This is a genomic window from Microvirga makkahensis (genome assembly GCF_009830105.1).
GTDB lineage: Bacteria > Pseudomonadota > Alphaproteobacteria > Rhizobiales > Beijerinckiaceae > Microvirga > Microvirga makkahensis.
In genome coordinates, this window is record NZ_WURB01000018.1 from 68,476 (window position 1) to 85,642 (window position 17,167).

General features: G+C 59.9%; 14 protein-coding genes and 5 pseudogenes. 10 read left to right on the top strand and 9 right to left on the bottom strand.

The genetic code is table 11. The annotated features are described in order from the left end of the window. Nucleotides 1-242: 242 nt before the first annotated feature. The gene (locus GR328_RS19505) at nucleotides 243-1,526 is read right to left on the bottom strand and encodes an ArgE/DapE family deacylase (protein WP_160886762.1); all 1,284 of its coding nucleotides are present in this window, start codon (nucleotides 1,524-1,526) and stop codon (nucleotides 243-245) included. Nucleotides 1,527-1,660: 134 nt separating this feature from the next. Between GR328_RS19505 and GR328_RS19510 the strand changes: the two genes are divergently transcribed. Next, the gene (locus tag GR328_RS19510; RefSeq protein ID WP_160886764.1) at nucleotides 1,661-2,452 is read left to right on the top strand and encodes an IclR family transcriptional regulator; all 792 of its coding nucleotides are present in this window, start codon (nucleotides 1,661-1,663) and stop codon (nucleotides 2,450-2,452) included. Between the two features lie 724 nt (nucleotides 2,453-3,176). On the opposite strand, the pseudogene GR328_RS19515 reads toward GR328_RS19510, so the two are convergent. Continuing rightward, nucleotides 3,177-3,579 (bottom strand): annotated as a pseudogene (locus GR328_RS19515) (DDE-type integrase/transposase/recombinase); the annotation flags it as partial. Nucleotides 3,580-3,790: 211 nt separating this feature from the next. Here GR328_RS19515 and GR328_RS19520 point away from each other — a divergent pair. The 4 genes and pseudogenes from GR328_RS19520 to GR328_RS27575 all read left to right on the top strand — a co-directional run. Beyond that, complete coding sequence (locus GR328_RS19520) at nucleotides 3,791-4,075, top strand: hypothetical protein (RefSeq protein WP_160886767.1); 285 nt, start codon at nucleotides 3,791-3,793, stop codon at nucleotides 4,073-4,075. A gap of 495 nt (nucleotides 4,076-4,570) precedes the next feature. Further along, nucleotides 4,571-4,831: an outer membrane protein gene (locus GR328_RS27570; protein WP_484502542.1), complete on the top strand. Its 261-nt coding sequence runs from the start codon at nucleotides 4,571-4,573 to the stop codon at nucleotides 4,829-4,831. 125 nt (nucleotides 4,832-4,956) lie between these two features. Continuing rightward, nucleotides 4,957-6,228: a S8 family serine peptidase gene (locus GR328_RS19530; protein WP_160886769.1), complete on the top strand. Its 1,272-nt coding sequence runs from the start codon at nucleotides 4,957-4,959 to the stop codon at nucleotides 6,226-6,228. Nucleotides 6,229-6,248: 20 nt separating this feature from the next. After that, a pseudogene (locus GR328_RS27575) lies at nucleotides 6,249-6,947 on the top strand (autotransporter outer membrane beta-barrel domain-containing protein); the annotation flags it as partial. A gap of 35 nt (nucleotides 6,948-6,982) precedes the next feature. On the opposite strand, the gene GR328_RS28335 reads toward GR328_RS27575, so the two are convergent. Together GR328_RS28335 and GR328_RS19550 are read right to left on the bottom strand one after the other, a co-directional pair. Next, nucleotides 6,983-7,363, bottom strand: coding sequence for a DDE-type integrase/transposase/recombinase (locus GR328_RS28335; RefSeq protein ID WP_343039432.1), 381 nt, complete (start codon nucleotides 7,361-7,363; stop codon nucleotides 6,983-6,985). Nucleotides 7,364-7,562: 199 nt separating this feature from the next. Next, nucleotides 7,563-8,270 carry a glutathione S-transferase family protein gene (locus tag GR328_RS19550; protein WP_160886773.1) on the bottom strand — a complete coding sequence of 236 codons (708 nt, stop codon included), beginning with the start codon at nucleotides 8,268-8,270 and terminating at the stop codon, nucleotides 7,563-7,565. 104 nt (nucleotides 8,271-8,374) lie between these two features. Here GR328_RS19550 and GR328_RS19555 point away from each other — a divergent pair, with 104 nt between their 5' ends. Next, nucleotides 8,375-9,256, top strand: coding sequence for a LysR substrate-binding domain-containing protein (locus GR328_RS19555; protein WP_160886775.1), 882 nt, complete (start codon nucleotides 8,375-8,377; stop codon nucleotides 9,254-9,256). Between the two features lie 363 nt (nucleotides 9,257-9,619). Here GR328_RS19555 and GR328_RS19560 read toward each other — a convergent pair. Beyond that, nucleotides 9,620-10,127 (bottom strand): annotated as a pseudogene (locus GR328_RS19560) (IS6 family transposase); the annotation flags it as partial. A gap of 806 nt (nucleotides 10,128-10,933) precedes the next feature. Between GR328_RS19560 and GR328_RS19565 the strand changes: the two are divergent. Continuing rightward, nucleotides 10,934-11,317 (top strand): cupin domain-containing protein, encoded by a 384-nt coding sequence (locus GR328_RS19565; protein ID WP_246215987.1) that lies wholly within the window; start codon nucleotides 10,934-10,936, stop codon nucleotides 11,315-11,317. A 376-nt stretch (nucleotides 11,318-11,693) separates the two neighbouring features. Here GR328_RS19565 and GR328_RS19570 read toward each other — a convergent pair whose 3' ends face one another. The 3 genes from GR328_RS19570 to GR328_RS19580 all read right to left on the bottom strand — a co-directional run bounded on the left by GR328_RS19570 (nucleotide 11,694) and on the right by GR328_RS19580 (nucleotide 13,474). Beyond that, complete coding sequence (locus tag GR328_RS19570; protein ID WP_160886795.1) at nucleotides 11,694-12,167, bottom strand: MucR family transcriptional regulator; 474 nt, start codon at nucleotides 12,165-12,167, stop codon at nucleotides 11,694-11,696. 160 nt (nucleotides 12,168-12,327) lie between these two features. Then, nucleotides 12,328-12,504: a YqaE/Pmp3 family membrane protein gene (locus GR328_RS19575; RefSeq protein ID WP_160886779.1), complete on the bottom strand. Its 177-nt coding sequence runs from the start codon at nucleotides 12,502-12,504 to the stop codon at nucleotides 12,328-12,330. A gap of 280 nt (nucleotides 12,505-12,784) precedes the next feature. After that, complete coding sequence (locus GR328_RS19580) at nucleotides 12,785-13,474, bottom strand: GNAT family N-acetyltransferase (protein WP_246215981.1); 690 nt, start codon at nucleotides 13,472-13,474, stop codon at nucleotides 12,785-12,787. A gap of 687 nt (nucleotides 13,475-14,161) precedes the next feature. On the opposite strand from GR328_RS19580, the pseudogene istB reads away from it, so the two are divergent. Continuing rightward, a pseudogene (istB, locus tag GR328_RS19590) lies at nucleotides 14,162-14,962 on the top strand (IS21-like element helper ATPase IstB). A gap of 262 nt (nucleotides 14,963-15,224) precedes the next feature. Further along, entirely contained in the window at nucleotides 15,225-16,247 is a 1,023-nt protein-coding gene (locus GR328_RS19595; protein WP_160886783.1) for a TerC family protein, read from the top strand. A gap of 71 nt (nucleotides 16,248-16,318) precedes the next feature. Here GR328_RS19595 and GR328_RS19600 read toward each other — a convergent pair whose 3' ends face one another. After that, entirely contained in the window at nucleotides 16,319-16,687 is a 369-nt protein-coding gene (locus GR328_RS19600; protein WP_160886785.1) for an SPW repeat protein, read from the bottom strand. Between the two features lie 354 nt (nucleotides 16,688-17,041). Between GR328_RS19600 and GR328_RS27585 the strand changes: the two are divergent. Then, nucleotides 17,042-17,167, top strand: a pseudogene (locus tag GR328_RS27585) (BAX inhibitor (BI)-1/YccA family protein); the annotation flags it as partial.

The window sequence follows — 17,167 nt, forward strand, 5'->3', positions numbered from 1 at the left end:
TGTAGTTTCAGTCCTTGCATGGTGTCCTCCCTGTTGGATCATAAATTCTGTTATCGATGGCCGGTGCCGTTCCGTTCGACGATCGAGACCTGCAACGAGCAAATATTTCGGTTTGGGCGGCTCCTCCAGGCACGCTATGGGAGCGCCCGAGGGCGCGAAAGGCCAGAGGGCGACGAACGCTGGCCCCTGTCGGCATCTCACGTCTCGAACAATCCGGTCCGTGGGATGATAAGTGGGTGAGTTTATGCCGTCTCAACCCCACTCCATTCCGCAATGAACAGTGCCATCGCCGTGGTAATGCGCTTGATGGACGGGATATTTGCGCGCTCATCAAACCCATGAATGTTCTCAGAGATCGGGCCGTAGCACAAGGCTGGGACCTTGTCGTAGAGCGCATAGACACGAGCATCGAGATAGCCCGCCGTCATGAAGCTCTCCAGGGGAGAGCCCGTCGCGCTCTGGTGTGCTGCGGCGAGAACGGCTTCCGCATCGGAGCCGGGTGTCAGTTCGTAGCCCTCGGTGTGAAAGCCGTTGAACGTGACCTGCGGCGGGTTATTGGCGAAGTAAGCATCGGACTGGGCGAAAGCTGCGATCCGCTCCCGGATTTCGCGGGCGGCCTCCTCCGCTGGAATGCCGGGATAAACTGCAATCCGGCAGTCCAGACGGCACCAGCAGGGTACCGATGAGGCCCAGTCCCCCCCTTCGATCTTGCCGACATTCAGATTGATTGGATGAGCCTCGTTCTCGAAGTTTGGGCGTCCCTTTTTGCGTTCGTTCCAGTCAGATTCGAGACGGCGCAATTCGCCAATCACCCGATAGGCCGCATCGATCGCGTTGGCGCCCGCACCCATTTCGCGCACGTGCACCGGATGGCCGCGAACCTCGACTTGAAACCATATCACGCCGACATTGGCGCGCACGAGCTTCTCGTCCTCCGGCTCCGGAATGAGCACGGCATCGGCCTTGTAGCCGCGAAGATGGGTCATCAGCGCGCCGTTGCCCGTGGACTCCTCCTCCACGACCGACTGGATGTAAACAGTAGCCGCGGGCTGCAACCCGATCCGGCGCAGAGCGTCCATTGCGAAGATGTTGGCCGCGTGTCCCACCTTCATGTCGGCGCCACCCCGGCCATAGAGCCAGTCGCCCTCGATGACCGGATCGAAGGGGGCATGTGACCACATTTCCATGGGACCGGTCGGAACGACATCAACATGTGCCTGCAGGATCAGCGAACGGCCTTTTTCCTCGCGCGGGCGATGAATGCCGACGACGATCGGCGCTGTCGAGTGTTCGTTCGACCAAGGCGAGCCGCCTGGGTGGCTCTCAATCGCCGCGCGATCCATATCGAAACGATCCATGGCATAGCCGCGATCGGAGAGAGCCCTGAAGACGAAATCCTGTACCGTATGCTCCGCCCCGCGCGTTGACGGGAAGCGGATCAGCGCTTGAGTGAATGCTATCTGTTCGCCGAAGCCTTCATCGACGGAGGCAATGATCTTGTCGCGAAGTTGCGGGTCGAGAGGCATGGGCGGCTCTCCTAACTGGAGGGGACCGGATGGAAGCTACGCCAAGTATTTGCAATCGGAATATTTTGTGTCAAGGTACGATCCGAAGTGTCATCACGTGACACCAAAGTGATCGCATGAAGAATTCAAGTGGAATGCCTGACCGTCGTATCCGAGCCAAGCCAGGTGTGCCGCTGGTGCGGGCAGTCTTGCGTGCCGTCGTTCTTCTGAACGCCTTCACGTCCGACCGGCCGAGGCTGACGCTGACCGAGCTTGCTCATATCGCGGAACTCGATAAGGGAACGACTCGACGACTGCTTCACACGCTGTCGGTGGCCGGCCTCATTCACTTCGACACGTCTACGCAGCACTACATGCTCGACATTGGCGCCCTTGAGATAGCGTCGGCCGTCCAGGTCGGCCGCGATCTGCGGGAGATTGCATCACCCATTCTGGCGGACATATCCTCACAGACATCCACTGCGGCCTTTCTGTGGGTTCCGCATGAGGGCGCCGCGCTCTGTCTGGATCGCATCCGCGCGCCGATATTGCAGATCGACGCCGCTTGGTTCGCTGTCGGCGCGCTTGCCCCCCTGAACTGCGGCGCAGGCCCCCGCGTCGTATTGGCCTTCGTTTCAGATGATGAGCGCGAACGGGGCCTTTCGGGTGAGCTGCCGCGGCGCACACCGTTCAGTGAAACATCGGCTACCAAGCTGCGCACAGTCGCGGGAGTGATCCGGGAACAGGGATGGGAGTTGGCGGTGGATGATTTCTTCATAGGTCTCGCTGCGCTCGGTGTTCCTGTATTCAATCGCGAGCGCCGCTTTGTCGCGGCGTTGAGCATCACGAGCCTGACAGCAGATATTGTCATGGACGGGAAACCCCGACATCTCGATGTTCTAAAAAACGCTTCGGACTATATCGGCGCCCGCCTTTATACTTCATAATGGAGTGGCAGGACGCAACCGGTGAAGAGTGGCCGCTATTCCTACGGGGCTGTACCGTTGCTGGCTTTGCTCTGGGGGCTCAACTGACCGGCGGTGAAGATTGCGCTTGGTGAGATCAAGCCCTGGACACCGCACCCGAGCGGCATGGCACTTGGTGGAGCCTGTCTCGTCCTGATCGCAGTTCTGTTTGCTCGATCCATGGCAGTGAAGAGGTCACTGACGTTGACCTGGTTTGGTGGCTCTCCCGCACCTTGCGTGGATGAATCGCATTAACGTGGCGTGATGCCGCCGATTTCTGAGGGCAGAGCGGCTCATGAACCTGCTTTCGCTCATTCCCGATTGCCGGTCCGTCACGTCACCCCTTCGGCCAGAAGGCCCTTGTTGTTCCAGTCGAAGGGCGTGCGCCCCATGGCCGCTGCCCTGCATGTCGACATGCCGGTGGCAGCGTGCACGGCTCCTCAGTCCGGCATCCGGCAGATCTCCCATCCTTCGGACGCGAGGTCCGCTGCATGTCCATGTGCGTCGTTTCTATTGCCACAATCAGGCTTGCTCGAAGCAAACCTTCACAGATCATTTCCCCGTCTTCTCAGGCCGCATGCCCGAAGCACATCAAGACTGGCGACGACTCAGGGCCGGTTCGGCATCGCGTTGGGAGGGAAACCCGGTGGGCTCTGTCGCAAGTTCTGGTGAGAGACAGGGAGATGCCATGATGAGCTGCGGACGCTTATGCGGAGAGCCGCTCGAACTGCCCAGCGCGCGCGGATTGCCGAGTGCAGGCGTATTTCGCCTGTCCCTTTCGCATCGTGCCATTTCGACGCCGCCCAGGATCGCGCGAGCGCTGTTCATGGACTTGAACCGCATCGCCGGGCGCGCCCGGCGCTTGATGGCCGATGATCCCGTTCGATGCGATTGTCGAGATAGGCACTTTGCCGGATGCGGACGGGCTTGAACTTCCTCCGGAATCGGTTCTGCAGCGGGCTTGTCGCGTCGCAGGACTGGATCGTTCCCGGGTTAGCCTGACTACCGTTGATCACAATTTGCGCAGGCCGACCATGCCGTTTGAGAGTCCTGTTCAGGATACGCTTTGCGGCAGCCAGATTGCGCCGCTCGCTGAACCAGAATTCGACCAAGCGCATGAGGTTATGTGGGGCAGATGGCGGCGGCCTGCTTCTGGCCCCGGTGGTTGTCGTTCATCATGCCGCGATACCAATCTCAGCGGACACACAGGGGGTCTCACCGTCGGCGCGCGCTCGTGAGCGGACAGCGCATTCCTCGGCTCAAACGCGCTGATCCTCGGCAGCAATGGCGCCGATCGTACTCTGCCCGGTCAGATCCATGATGGCGGTTCGTGCTGGTGTGTCTCCGCGAGTCCGGCGGCAAAAATTCGGGCCGGTCGGACCAGACTTCTTCGGAGCGACCTCTGAAGCATCGCCAGGAGATGAAATTCCAAAGAAAGTTGGAGAGGTCATGACCAGACTGTTTGCAAAGTTCGGTATGCAGGAAATCATGCCGAAAATTCGCTGCCCCGAAAAGGATCCATGCGGGGGAAAATCAGGATCTCAGCTTATTTCCCATCATTACAAGAAGGTGAACGATTTTTTGCAAACAGGTGGTATCGGTTAGATTCCAAATATGGGAGAATTCAATAAAACGAAAACTCTGCTCCTCACAACAACTGCTCTCGCCGCCGTCACAGCAACGGCTTCGGCTGCTGGCCTTCCGGTCCGCGCCGCTCCTCCGGCTCCCGTGATTGCCGCTGTTCCGGTCTTTACCTGGACCGGCTTCTAATTCGGCGTCCAGGCTGGATACGCGTGGGGCGAGAATGTGCCCCGTCTGATTTCCAACGACTCCGATATGACACCGAACGTTTTCCGCAGCGGGACCGACTATGACGTCGAAGGCTTTGTAGCCGGCGTGCACGCCGGCTACAATCTTCAGTTCGGCTCCTTTGATTGGTCTGGAAGGTGACCTGGAGGCCGCTGGTATCGAAGGCGACCGCCTCTGGACCAATCCGGGCGACTCCTTCGTCAGCACAGACATCAATTTCCAGAGCTCGATCGTGGTCGCCTCGGCGTCGCTTTCGACCGCCTGCTCGTTTACGGCACCGGTGGCCTTGCGATCGCGATCCTCAAAGACACCTATACCGACACGTTCGCCAGAACGGCCATTGTCGACAAGTTCGACGATGCACGGCGGGGTTGGACCGTGGGCGCGGGCGTCGAATACGCCATCACCAACAATCTCACGGCTCGTGCCGAGTACCGCTTCACCAAGTTCGAGACCTTCGAGAACACCCTCGAGCCGGGCATCGCGATCGAGGAGGAACCCGAGTTCCACACCGTCCGCTTCGGCGTGAGCTACAACTTCAGCACCTACTAAGATCTATGACGCTGGTTTTCAGTGAAAGGCCCGGAGCTTCCTCTGGGCCTTTCGTTTATCGAAATCACACATTGAATGGCTAAAACGAGAACAAGCCAGCTTGACGCCAATCAATCGAGGGGCGCATGAATATCAGAAGCGTCTTCGGGAACGGCGTCAGTGCTGCTGCGATCGCTATCGGTCTTGCGTCGTCGGTTCCCGCTGCACAAGCCTCCGATGCTTCGCAAACGAAGCTGCCTAGCCTTGCAGGCGGCGAGTTCAAACTTCGGATTGTTGACGGCGCCTTGCCTACGCCATCTCTGGCAGCGGTCAGCTACCACCTGCTGCCGAACGCAGAGGTTCTGTCTCTGCCATCGTGGACGGGAACCGAGGAGTACAACGTCTCCTGGTATCTCGACAGGATCAATGCCGCGGATGCCTACGTGATGGGCCTTACCGGGACAGGGGTCACAATCGCGGTCATGGACACGGGATTGAACGTCAATCACGCCGAGTTCGCCAGGCGGCTTTCCCGTCTCTCCCGGTCGTTTTTCGCAGGATCCGACACCTTCGATCTCTCGGACGTCCAGGAAGATGGCAGCCCCGCAGGACACGGAACTTTTGTTAAGAGCATCCTGGCAGCGGCGCAGAACGGTAAAGACATCGCCGGTGTTGCGCCCGGCGCCTCCCTGCTGGTCCTGCGCACCAGCTACGAGGCGCTTCAGAACGGCGATCCACCGACAAACCACGCTATTATTTATGCGGCCGAACAAGGCGCGAAGGTTCTCAACGGGAGTTACACTCCCATGACGTTCCCGAAGAAGTACATCTCTGACAGTTCGGAGAGCCCGATACTCACCCCCAACTTAAAGGTGCTCCCTCATCAATACGTTCAGACGTATGGACTAGCGGAAGAGTTTCTCGCCGTGTCGGCTGGGGCTGACGCCGACATGGTCATGGTTTTTGCCGCAGGCAATGAATTCCTGCAGCAGCCGAATGCCGCGGCACACCCCTATGGCATTGGCTTGTTTCCGTATACCCGCCCCGAGAACCACGCCAAGGGCATCTACAGCTTTCTCTATTCTGTAGGGAATTATGACGATCCAAGCACCTGCGAGTTTTGGGACAACACCGATCCCCTCTTGGATTGGTACGATCTGTCGGAGCTCCAAGGCGCCCTCATCACGGTCGTCGCGACGGACGAAAACAACAAGATCGTCAGTGACAGCAATCGTTGCGGTGTAGCGGCCCTTCGGTGTCTTGCAGCACATGTCGCCCTGGTACAGAACACCCTCGCCGAGACGCCGTTAGCCCTTCAGGCGATGACGGCGAAGTTCACGCAGCGGTCGCCGCATCGGCCTATGGTAACGCCTCGCTTGTCAGCGATACCTTGCTCGGGCGCTTGCAGCAACCCATAAAGCCTCCCGGGGCTGGAACCGTGCGGGCCTCTTACGCGTCCGGATCAGCGGAGGCTGCCGTGACGATGGCCTATCCGACCTTTGATCCCCGTACATTTGCGGTGTGGGGCGAAGGCTTCGGGTCATGGGGCCGGGTACAGGGCGACGGGAATGCCGGATCGCTGAACAGATCGACCGGAGGCTTCGTGTTCGGCGCGGAAGTTCTGATTGAGCAGAACTTGCGGATCGGCATTGCAGGCGGTTTGACCATTACCGACACTGATGTCGGCTGTCGCCTTTCATTCGGCTCCGACGAGAGCAGATTTGGCGCAATCTATGGCTCCGGCCGCTGGGGTGCGATACACGCCCGCCTGGGTGTCTCCTACGCTTGGCACGATATCGACCCAAGCCATCACGTCGTGGCCCCGGGTCTGAACGACCACACGACGGCCTCTTACGACGGTCCGACCATGCAGGCTTTCGGCTAGATCGGATATCGATTCCTTCTCGGCCTAACCGAGGTCAATCCTTTCATCGGTGCATCGGTTCTCCGCCTGTACACGGACGGCTTTACCGAGAACGGAGGCTTTGCGGACCTCATGGGCTTCAAGCAAACGTATGAGCTTGGCACCACGACCCTTGGGCTTCGCACATCAGCCCGCCTCGGCAATGACCTCCCACTGACTATCCGGGGGATGCTCGGACGGCGTCATGCCTATGGTGATGTCGAGCCGGTTGCTCTTCTTGGACTCGGTGCCGGCGGTGTGGTGTTAATTCAGCACGGTCCTGTCAACTTGGAGCCGAGTAGACAAAGCTGCCAATGGCACGGCCATCCAGTCAGTCTACTTCGATATACGAGGGCAGCCCCTGTCGCAGCGCGACAGATGGAGAAGGCGTGATACCGGGCAACTCGGTATTCACTGGCGGAACGATAGTGACGGCGGAGTTGGAAGTGATTGTGGATCCGAGTGTGAACAGAGAGAAGCTTCTGTGCGTGTCCGTCCGACTCGAGCCGTCGCATGTGACGTTCGCGCCGTCGGCTAGGTTGGTGCGACACCTCACAGCGGTTGTTCGGGTATCGGCTCCGCCGATGCTCAACTTCTGGAAGGAGCTCGCGTTTTGCAGCGCCATAGGATACGAGTTTATCGGCTACAATAACCCTGGGTACCTAGGGGGCAGTTAAGCCGCAACCTGTCTGTGGCGGGCATCGTCAACTTAACTCAGTAAAGGCCGTTTTCCGGCGTTTTCAGCTCTTCCCCGGCGGGATTAAGCTATTGAAAATGGGTGGCCTGCCTTGGACCCAAACACCGGGAGAGCAAGAAGAAGCGTTAAGTTGACGATGCCTTCGTAGACCGTCAGGCAGCGAGCACCTGTTGACGCAGAATGTCGTCCAAGCTGACCTCACCCAGGAATCCACCCCCGCTGACAGCGGTTTCGCCACGCTCGACTGCGTGCGCGAACCGGACGGCCGGATCAGCCTCCAGCTTCTCGAACAGTCGCTGCAAGCCTGGATAGTCGCGACGGTCGACAACATCGTGATGCTTGGTCCACCGCGCGATGCCGACGAAGTAGGCATCGGCCAACGTGCGTCGGTCTCCCAGCAGCCAGTCCTTGTTGCCGAGGATTTCTTCCAGGTCGGCATGGGCCTTGGTCACTTTCGCCGCTCCATAGGCCCTGAGGGCGTCCTTGTCGGAGCCTTCAACCCCATGCTCGAGGGCGTACCAGAGCGGTCCGAAGGCGGCGAAGAAGCTCGTGTTGAGGAACGCCAGAACCTGGTTGAGCCGGTCGAATTCCCGCGTGCCCTGGGCGAAGGACAGTCCCTTGCCGATCCCCCGCGCGCCGAGATGGTGGAGGATTGCCATACTCTCACTGATCCGCTCGCCCGTGGCGGTCACCAGGGTCGGAGTCTCGCCAACAGGATTGATCTGGCAGTAGGCGTCGCTTTGCACGACCCCCGGCATCTCGATGCGGCAGAGCCGATACGGTTCCCCAAGCCATTCGAGGGCGACGATCGAGCCGAACGAGCATCCGGACGGGACGCCATACATGAGAGTCTGAAACATGGGTGTCTCCTTGTGTCTGTGACGACACCAACATGGCACCATGGACTTTGAGGCTGTAGTGGCTACTTTGGGAACCGAAAGTCCACAAGCGTGAACGATGGCGCATGAGGTTCAACTTCAACGATCTGCATATCTTCGTCCAGGCGGTGAATAGCGGGAGCTTCGCGGCCGCGGCGCGTCACCTTGGCATTCCCAAGTCGACGATCAGCAAGCGTGTCGCCGAGCTCGAGGCGGATCTCGGCACGCGCCTGATCCATCGTAGCTCGCGCAGCTTCGTGCTGACCGATGTTGGCCAGGACTTCTATGACCATGCACGGGCAGCCGTCATCGAGGCGCAGGCCGCCGAGAGCGTGGTGCAGCGACGGCAGGCGGAGCCGGCAGGCCCAGTGAGGATCACCGCCTCCGTACCGGTGGCGCAGTTCCACCTCGCCGAGCGCCTGCCGGCTCTCGCCCGCGCCTATCCCAAGCTGGACCTGCAACTCCACGTCACCGACCGTTTCGTCGACTTGGTCCGGGAAGGTTTCGACATCGCGGTCCGGAGCCATTTCGCGCCGTTGCCCGATTCCGATCTCATGCAGCGCCGGATGAAGATCGAGCGGATCACGCTGGTCGCCGCGCCGGACTACCTGGCACGGCGGGGCACGCCGGAACGTCCGGAGGACCTCGCCAGGCACGACGGGCTGCTGACGGGTCCCGCGTCGAGGACATGGCACCTGACGGACGGTGACGGCCACGAGGTTCAGGTCACTCCGGCGGCGCGACTGATTGCCGATGAGTCCTCGGTACTGTTGAGGGCGGCGGCTGCGGGACTTGGCATCGCCTGTCTTCCTGAGACCATGACAGCCGTATTGGTCGGAACCGAGGAACTGGCAATGGTGCTGCCGGACTGGACCGCAGGGAGCGTGACCTCCACGATCCTGACGCCGCATCGGCGTGGCCAGCTTCCGGCCGTCCGGGTTGTCATTGATTTCCTGGCCATCGGCTAGCAGCCGGAGGCCGACGCCACCAGCAGGGATCGCTGCGGCGCGTGCCGGTGCGCGGCTATCTCACGGTGTGGAGAGCCTTGCCCCTACGGCGCTTGAGGACATTCGATCGGTTCGTCGGAATTGGTGGCTGTTGCCACCGAGTGCCGCGAGAAGCGTGCCGGGCCGACCGAGCAGCGCCGAACTCTGGACCAGTGGGTCAAGCCAATCGACCGAGACGTGGCAGCCATCCATCAGGTAACAAGGTTGTTCGATCGAGGCATTTTGCCGTCTGCAACCCCACGCAAGAGGGTTCTGTCGCAATTTCTGGCAAAGGATCACGCGAGCGCTGCTAGTCGACTTGAAGCCAAGCCTTGGCCGCACTCACTTCTCGATGGCACGATGGTCTTGCTCGATATGATTGTTGAGATCAGCATCTTGTCGGATTCAGTTTCTGCCGAGGTTGGTCCTGCAGGCGGTCTGTCGTGTCGCAGGAGAGGACCGCCTCACGATTGGTCTGGCTGCCGCCGATGACGATCCGCTCGGACCGGCCGTGGCGCTTGGGGGCCTTGCGCAGGAACCGCTTCGCGGCAGCAAGGTTGCGCCTTTCGCTGAACCGGGACTCGACGGTGTCGCCGCTACCGCCACTGCCCACGAACCTTGGTAAGCGTTCATCCACGTGCCACCTGCCGGTGACCGCCCGCTTAGGCCGATTGAATTGCTCCATCAGGAGCGGGACATGGTGAACAGTCCGGCGATGGACGGTGGCATGATCGACGGAGATGCCTCGCTCGGTCATCATCTCCTCGAGATTTCGAAGGATGAGACTGCAAGCCAGGTGCCAGCGGACGCAAAGCGGGATCACGCATCGATCAAAATGGCTGCCCTTGAACACTGCGCTCTCCCTCACTGCGGCCTCGACGCAGTAGCTGAAACTCTGAAATAATCCCTTTGCGCCCCCAGAAGCCCCGCGCAGGTGACGAGGATGTCGAGGCGCGGCGAGTGTGCAAGGATGTGGCCACGGTGGCGGTGCCCTGATCAGTCGTCGTGACATCCGCCGTGAGAGACGTAATCCCTCCTGTTCAATAGGAGCAATGTCCAAGATCCAGACCCGTGCCCGGGCTGCTTGAGGCGCTCCGCAATGGCTCGACCAATGCCTCATGAGCCACCCGTAACGACGGCTGTTTTGCCTGAGAGAACGTTTGAGACGGCCATGGACGCCTTCCGGGACTTTATCCCAGGCATTCATTGCCGCATTGGATTCTGCGCGAGCACAACACGCCGGTCCTCCGGATGTCATCCTCTCGCTTGACAGTCCGTTCCGACAGGCAGAACCTTTTGCTGCTCCCGGGAGGGGCACGTGCCGCCCTTTTGAGGAGTTCGCACAGCCACCGAAAGGAGGTCCGCCATGGCACCACCTCCGAACTTGGCCGCGATGACCGCTGCGGCATCCGGTCGGGCCTCAGCGTAGCGACTGATCTCACGAACGGCAGACCGGGAGCGGATTCAGGAGCCGCATCGGCAGGGCATGGCTCCACCTAGCCTCTCCCGGCCCTGATCGTTGGCCCACGTCGAAAGGCCAACCTAGTTCAGCGTGTTTGTCGAAGGAGGTTTGCCATGCGCCCGCTCATACTCATGACTGCGCTCTTACTCAGCACCTCTGCGCCTCTGCTGGCCCAGGACCAAAAGGCTGGTCATGCCATGAGGGCTGATCAACTCCAGTGGAAACCCGCCCCGCCGGCTGTGCCCAAAGGAGCCCAGATTGCGGTGCTGTCGGGCGATCCTAACAAGCAGGGGCCGTTTACGATGCGCCTGAAGACGCCCGCAGGCTTCAAGATTGCCGCTCACAGCCATCCAACGGCAGAGCGGCTCACCATCATCTCCGGAGACTTCCACTTGGGCATGGGCGACAAGCTCGACGAGGCAAAGGCCGAGAAGCTTAGCAGCGGCGGATTTGCCGAGCTTCCAGCCAACACGAACCACTATGCGTTCACCAGCACCGAAACAGTGGTGCAGATCGACTCGGTAGGTCCGTTTGCGATCAAGTACGTGAACCCGGCGGATGACCCGAGCAAATCACACTGAGATGGGCCTTTTTAAGCACCCGGACTGTTAGCTAAGAAAGGGAAAGCACCATGTGCCACTATCGCGGATCACACGGGTCCGAGGGGAAGGCGAGGGCTGAAACTGCCCGCCAAAGGGAGCTTGAGGCCAAGCGCAGCGACGCTGTCGATAAGCTGAAGCACGAGGCCGACGCAGCGGCTCAAAAGGCGGCATCCACGCCGGACCGTGCGCCGGTTCCGGTGAAGTAAGGCGTCTCCCGGCTTGCCAGGAAGCCTAGCGTCCCGGCCGCACCCACAAAGCGACCGGAGGAGTGCTAAAGAAAACCCGGTGCAAGACAGCACCGGGTTTGGCGACTTTCGTCTGAACGGCGGTAGCCGATCCGCATGTGACAAGCGAACTACGCAGCCTTCTTGGTGCGATGACCTTTAGCGGGAGCAGCCTCTTCCGCAGCGGCTTTGACCTGAGCCGAGCCCTTCCTTCGCTGCTGGCCGAGCCCCATCGTCTTCGCAAGTTCGGAACGGGCCTTGGCATAGTTCGGCGCGACCATCGGGTAATCGGCGGGCAAGTTCCACTTGGCGCGGTACTGCTGGGGCGTCATGTCGTAGGTGGTCCGCAGATGGCGCTTGAGCGACTTAAACTCTTTTCCGTCCTCCAGGCAGATGATGCAGTCCGGCGTCACGGATTTCTTGATCGAAACAGCAGGAGTCAACTCGACCTGTGGCTCTTGGGGCAGCCCTTGAACAGTCTTCTTCAGGGCAGAATAGACCGAATGGAGCAGCGATGGTAGGTCTGCGGCTGGAACGGAGTTGTTGCTGACGTAAGCCGAAACGACATCAGCAGTGTCTTGTCCTCGACCACACAGAATTTGGATTAAAGAAAAGTAACTGAATTGGTCTGCCAGGATCAGCAGGAATAACCCGTGCAGCACAATACGTTCCTGCGATCTGTGCTGCGCGCATATCGTACGGCAAGGTTTGACAAGGCTTTTTGCGGCATCGACTCAGGTGAATGAGCACCTTATTGTGAATTGTTCAAAGCACTTGCCGAGAGCGCCGCGCGATAACCCACACGGCGTGAACGATGCCGGGAATGTATCCGAAGAGCGTCAGCAAAATGTTGAGCCAGAACTGCCCTTTGATGCCGACGGTCAGAAACACACCTAACGGTGGCAAAAGGATCGCAAGAAGGACCCGCAGGAAGTTTGCCATCAACAGCCCATACCAAAGCTAGAATGAGAATTGGAGCCAACCTCGGCGAACGGCACCACAAAGCTAATACGTTGGACCCAGCCTCAGTTCGGATCGGAGTTTATCCATGTCCGGGAATGATCACAATCGGGACTTCCGCCGGTGATACGGAAGCTCACGATCATTCAGGGTGAAAAGGAAGAAAGCTACAGCCACGTTTGACCGGTCCCACGCCGTGTGATCTGCTCTTGAACCTCCCTAACCCTTCCTGCACTCTGGACGTACGGTCTCCTCTGGCTGCTCATTGAAGCGGACGGCGGAGCATGGGTGTAACTGGCGGACAATTCCCCACCTGAATGGTTCCCAACACCTCGAAGCTATGGCGCTGATAGAGTGGGATGTTCTCCAGGTTGGAGGATTCCAAATAGGCCGGGATGCCGTCTTGGTCGCAAGTCTTGAGGACATGCTCCAACAGTATGGAGCCATACCCCCTCCGTTGCTGGACAGGATCGACACCGATCAGCGGCAGATACCAGTGCGGCTCATGCGGATGGTACTTACCCATCTGCTCGAAGACTGCGAATAAGACCTCCTGACGCGGCTCTGGAACCGAACGCTCAAAAAGGCTCGACAGTGTCTCTTCGTTAGGCTTTACCCCCGGTGGCAACCACAGCGCAGCGGCCTGAACATCGCCGATGAAGTGGGCTGTCCCGCACTCGAAAGCCCTGCCGCCGAACGCTGTGACGAACTGAGGGAAGTTTGCAAGATAGCTCTCAGGCTCAGGGTACAGCCAGCGCACAGCAGGGTCCGTGCTGAAGGCGAGAGACATCGTTGCGATGAGCCGAGGCTGATCGTTGATGCCCGCCGTTTGAACCTGGACATCAACAATAGTTTCTGACCAGTTCGGTTCGAGGGGCGAGAGGCTGCTCAAGGTACTTGCCCTCCTTGTGGACCGCATCACCTGCCCGGACGTGTTCATCTGCACTGCCATCGTCGGTTTCTCCATCAGGGTAGAAGCCCACTTAGGATCACGTGAGTCTTGATATCACAGAGGCGAAAAAGGCGGGGTGTGGAAGGTCACGTGGCAACCCGCGAAGTGACCTGACGAAGACAGCTGGGTACGTTAGCCGTGATCGAAGCAAACCTCACACAGCGCTACAGTCAGGCTGACGAAACCTCGATCCGGAGATGGCTTATGAGGGCTACCCGCAAGATGGCACTTACACCGGACCTCGCGGCCCAGGTCCGTCATGTGCTGGAGGATTCTGCCCCCCACCCGGCCTGAGCCTACCATGCCGACGAGGTTTAAGATGACGCAGTCGTGCAGAGTCTCCTCACCTCACATCCAGGCGGACCAGTCACGTGGTTCTTTGCCTATGGTTCGCTAATCTGGAAATCCGAGATGGAGCATGTCGAGATTCGGATGGGCCCTAGGCCCGGAGGTCCGCTGTGGCGTTCACACAGGCGAGATCGAGATGAACGGTGAGGACATCTGCGGGATCGCGGCTCACATTCCAGCCGGTATCGCGGCGCTGTCATAGCGGCGTTCGAGGCGCATCTGGCCGGAGGCGTCGGCGCTGCGGGGGGCGGCGCGATCGGCGCCGGTGGACCTCGGCCCGCCTCCCGCCCTATTGCGGCCGCTGACGGAATATGAGGCGCTGGTGGGAGGGGGCTGGTGATGACGAGTGTCGATCATGAAGCCCTGGTGGCGATTCTCGACCGGCTCAAGCTGACGGCGATCCGTGATCAGCTCGACAAGCTGCTGGACGAAGCAGCCCGTTCAGACATGACCTAGCACGAGGCCCTGGCGTTCCTGGTCAGGCGCGAGATCGCACGGCGTGACGAGCGGCGGATTGCTATGGGGAGCAATACCGCGCAGTTTCCGTTTGCGCGTGAACTCGACGGCTTCGACTTCGACGCGCAGCCGTCGCTGGACCCGCGGCAGATCCGGGCGCTGGCCACGTGCCGCTGGACTACGCAAGGTGACGCGGTCTTGCTTTTAGGGTCTCTGGGCACCCTGAATACTCATCTGGCGGTAGCTCTCGGGTGCGAGGCGATCCGGCAGACCTACAGCGTGCAGTTCGCCGCGGCGGCCACGCTGATGGCAATGCTGGCCAAAGCCCACGACGATGGCTTGCTCGACAAGCAGCTGACGATCCTGGCGCGGCCGAAACTGCTGATCATCGATAAGCTCGGCTATCCGCCGTTCGAGGCCAATGCAGCGCATCTGTTCTTCTGGCTGGTGTCGCGCCGCTATGAGTGCGGCTCGATCCTGATCACCTCCAACCGCTCCGTGGGCGAATGGAAATCGGTTTATGGGTGCGCTGTTTTGGCGACGGCGATTTTGGATCGCCTGTTTCATCATTCGACGGTGATCACCATCGGCGCCGACAGCTGCCGGCCGGGGTAAAAGCGCCGTTCCAGCCTACTGCAGAAGGCCGGAACGGCATTCCAACCCGGGGGAGCCACAGAACAATGAGAGGAGGGCAAATCCTCAGCTCGCGTGACGGCACGCCATGTGCCACTCGGCCCACTTGTCCAGACTGGATGCACGATGCAGTCCCGATCACGTTCTATCGACTGGTCCGGAAATCGGAGGGAGGCCAGTGCAACCCCTCTTGATCCTTCCTTTGGACCTCTTAGGTCAATCTTGTCGGCCGCCGGGCCCCTCTGACGGGATGCGATCTGCCCCGTGATGTCGGAGCCGATGTTGTGCGAGCAGCAATCATAGGTCCGGTCCCATGCCCGAAATCCTCTCTGCCGAATGGCTGGGAAAGCCTGCCTGGATGTGGACAGCTTTCTTGAGCTTTGTCGTCGTTCTCCTCGCCTTTGACCTTGGCGTCCTGAACCGGAAGGACAAGGAGCTTGGGGTGGCGCGCAGCCTTTGGCTCTCCGCCTTCTACATCGCCATCGCGATGATCTTCGGGGCCGCTCTCTGGTGGGCCTCCGAGCACGGTTTCATCGCTACCGAAGATGGCTCCCACGCCGGCATCTCGTACTTCACCGGCTTCTTCATCGAGAAGTCGTTGTCGATCGACAACGTCTTCGTCATCTCGCTGATCTTTGCCTACTTTTCGATCCCACGGAAGTACCAGTATCGCGCACTCGTCTGGGGCATCATCGGGGTCATCGTGCTGCGTGGCATCATGATCGCCGCCGGCGCCGCCCTCGTGCATGAATATGCCTGGGTCCTCTACGTCTTTGGGGTCTTTCTGATCCTGACCGGGATCAAGATGCTGTTCGTGCCGGAGAGCAATCCGGATCTCGAGCACAACATCGTGGTGCGCAGCTTGTACAAGTACATGCGCACCACACACCATCAGCACGAAAACCATTTCTTCGTGCGGGTCCCTCATCCGGAGACGGGCAAACTCGTGTTCTGGGCGACACCGCTGTTCCTGGCGCTGGTGGTAATCAACATTGCCGATCTGATCTTCGCGATCGACTCGGTGCCGGCGATCTTCGCGATCACGACGGACACCTTCGTGGTCTATACTGCTAACATTATGGCCATCCTGGGCCTGCGGGCGCTTTACTTCGCGCTGGCCGCCATGGTGCACCGCTTCCACTACCTGAAGTACGCACTCGCGCTCGTTCTGATCTTCATTGGCGGCAAGATCTTCTGGAACCAGATCGTGGGGAAGGTGGATCCGGCAGTGTCGCTAGGCGTGACGCTTGCGCTGATCCTGGGTGGCATCTTTTACTCGCTCTGGAGGACCAGGAGCGAGCCGACTGCAGCGGAACAGCACTGGAGCCACTCCTGAATAGCGCGTCAGCCCTACCCAGACGTGGCGCTGGCATGGCCAGCGCCAAGGTGATCCCGGACCTGCGGGGCCTAGGTGAAGTTGGCCGAATGATCGTGGCGCATAAGCCACAATTCGACAGCAGCCAGCACTGCAATCGCCAGCCCGACACCCAAATGCGTCCACATCGCCCCGGTCACGTGGGAGAAGCCGAGGACCCATGGCGCCACGAGCGTCCAAATGCCAAGGGCGGCATTGGCCCATTCCTCCCATTCGTAGAGGGCATTGAAAGCGGTAATCGCCAGAATGCCAATCAGCGGCCCACAGACCCAAGCGTTCCAGAACGCCGGCTCCACATCCTTAAAGCCGATCAGCCAAGGTGAAAAGAATAGAAAGGCCGCCAGCAGGGCATTGACGATATTGATCGCCGACAGGTCACTTCTTTGCTTGAGCCTTACCATAGCCGAACTCCCTTTCGAACCTTATGGTCTGTCTGCGGAGCAGACAGGCCGGCCTCGTGCCGGGCGGGAGCCTCGGACGAGCTGTTCGGAGGGATCCCGCGGAGCGGACCAAATCCATTCTGCGCCAAGCCGCGGGCCAAGCAAGCAAGGACGCAGTTCCGGTGTTAAAATTTCCGGGAGGTAAGTAGCACACTCCCTCTGGCTGATTTGGCTCTTTAGGAGATTTCAGTACTAGAGAGGTCCCTGTAATGCGGCACTGGTTCTACGGCGCCTCTTTGGAGCATCATCTTGAACGAGGGGCCAGCCGGAACGACCATCTTCCCAAAGCAACACACCTCGCAAGGAGAGCCCTTGATGCAACCGTATGAGCAAAACCAAACCGCCTATGGCACCGGCTTTGCCCGGACGGCGGCACAGGTCGACCAGGGCCTGCGCGCCTTCATGCTCGGCGTCTACAACAACATGGTCCTGGGTCTGGCG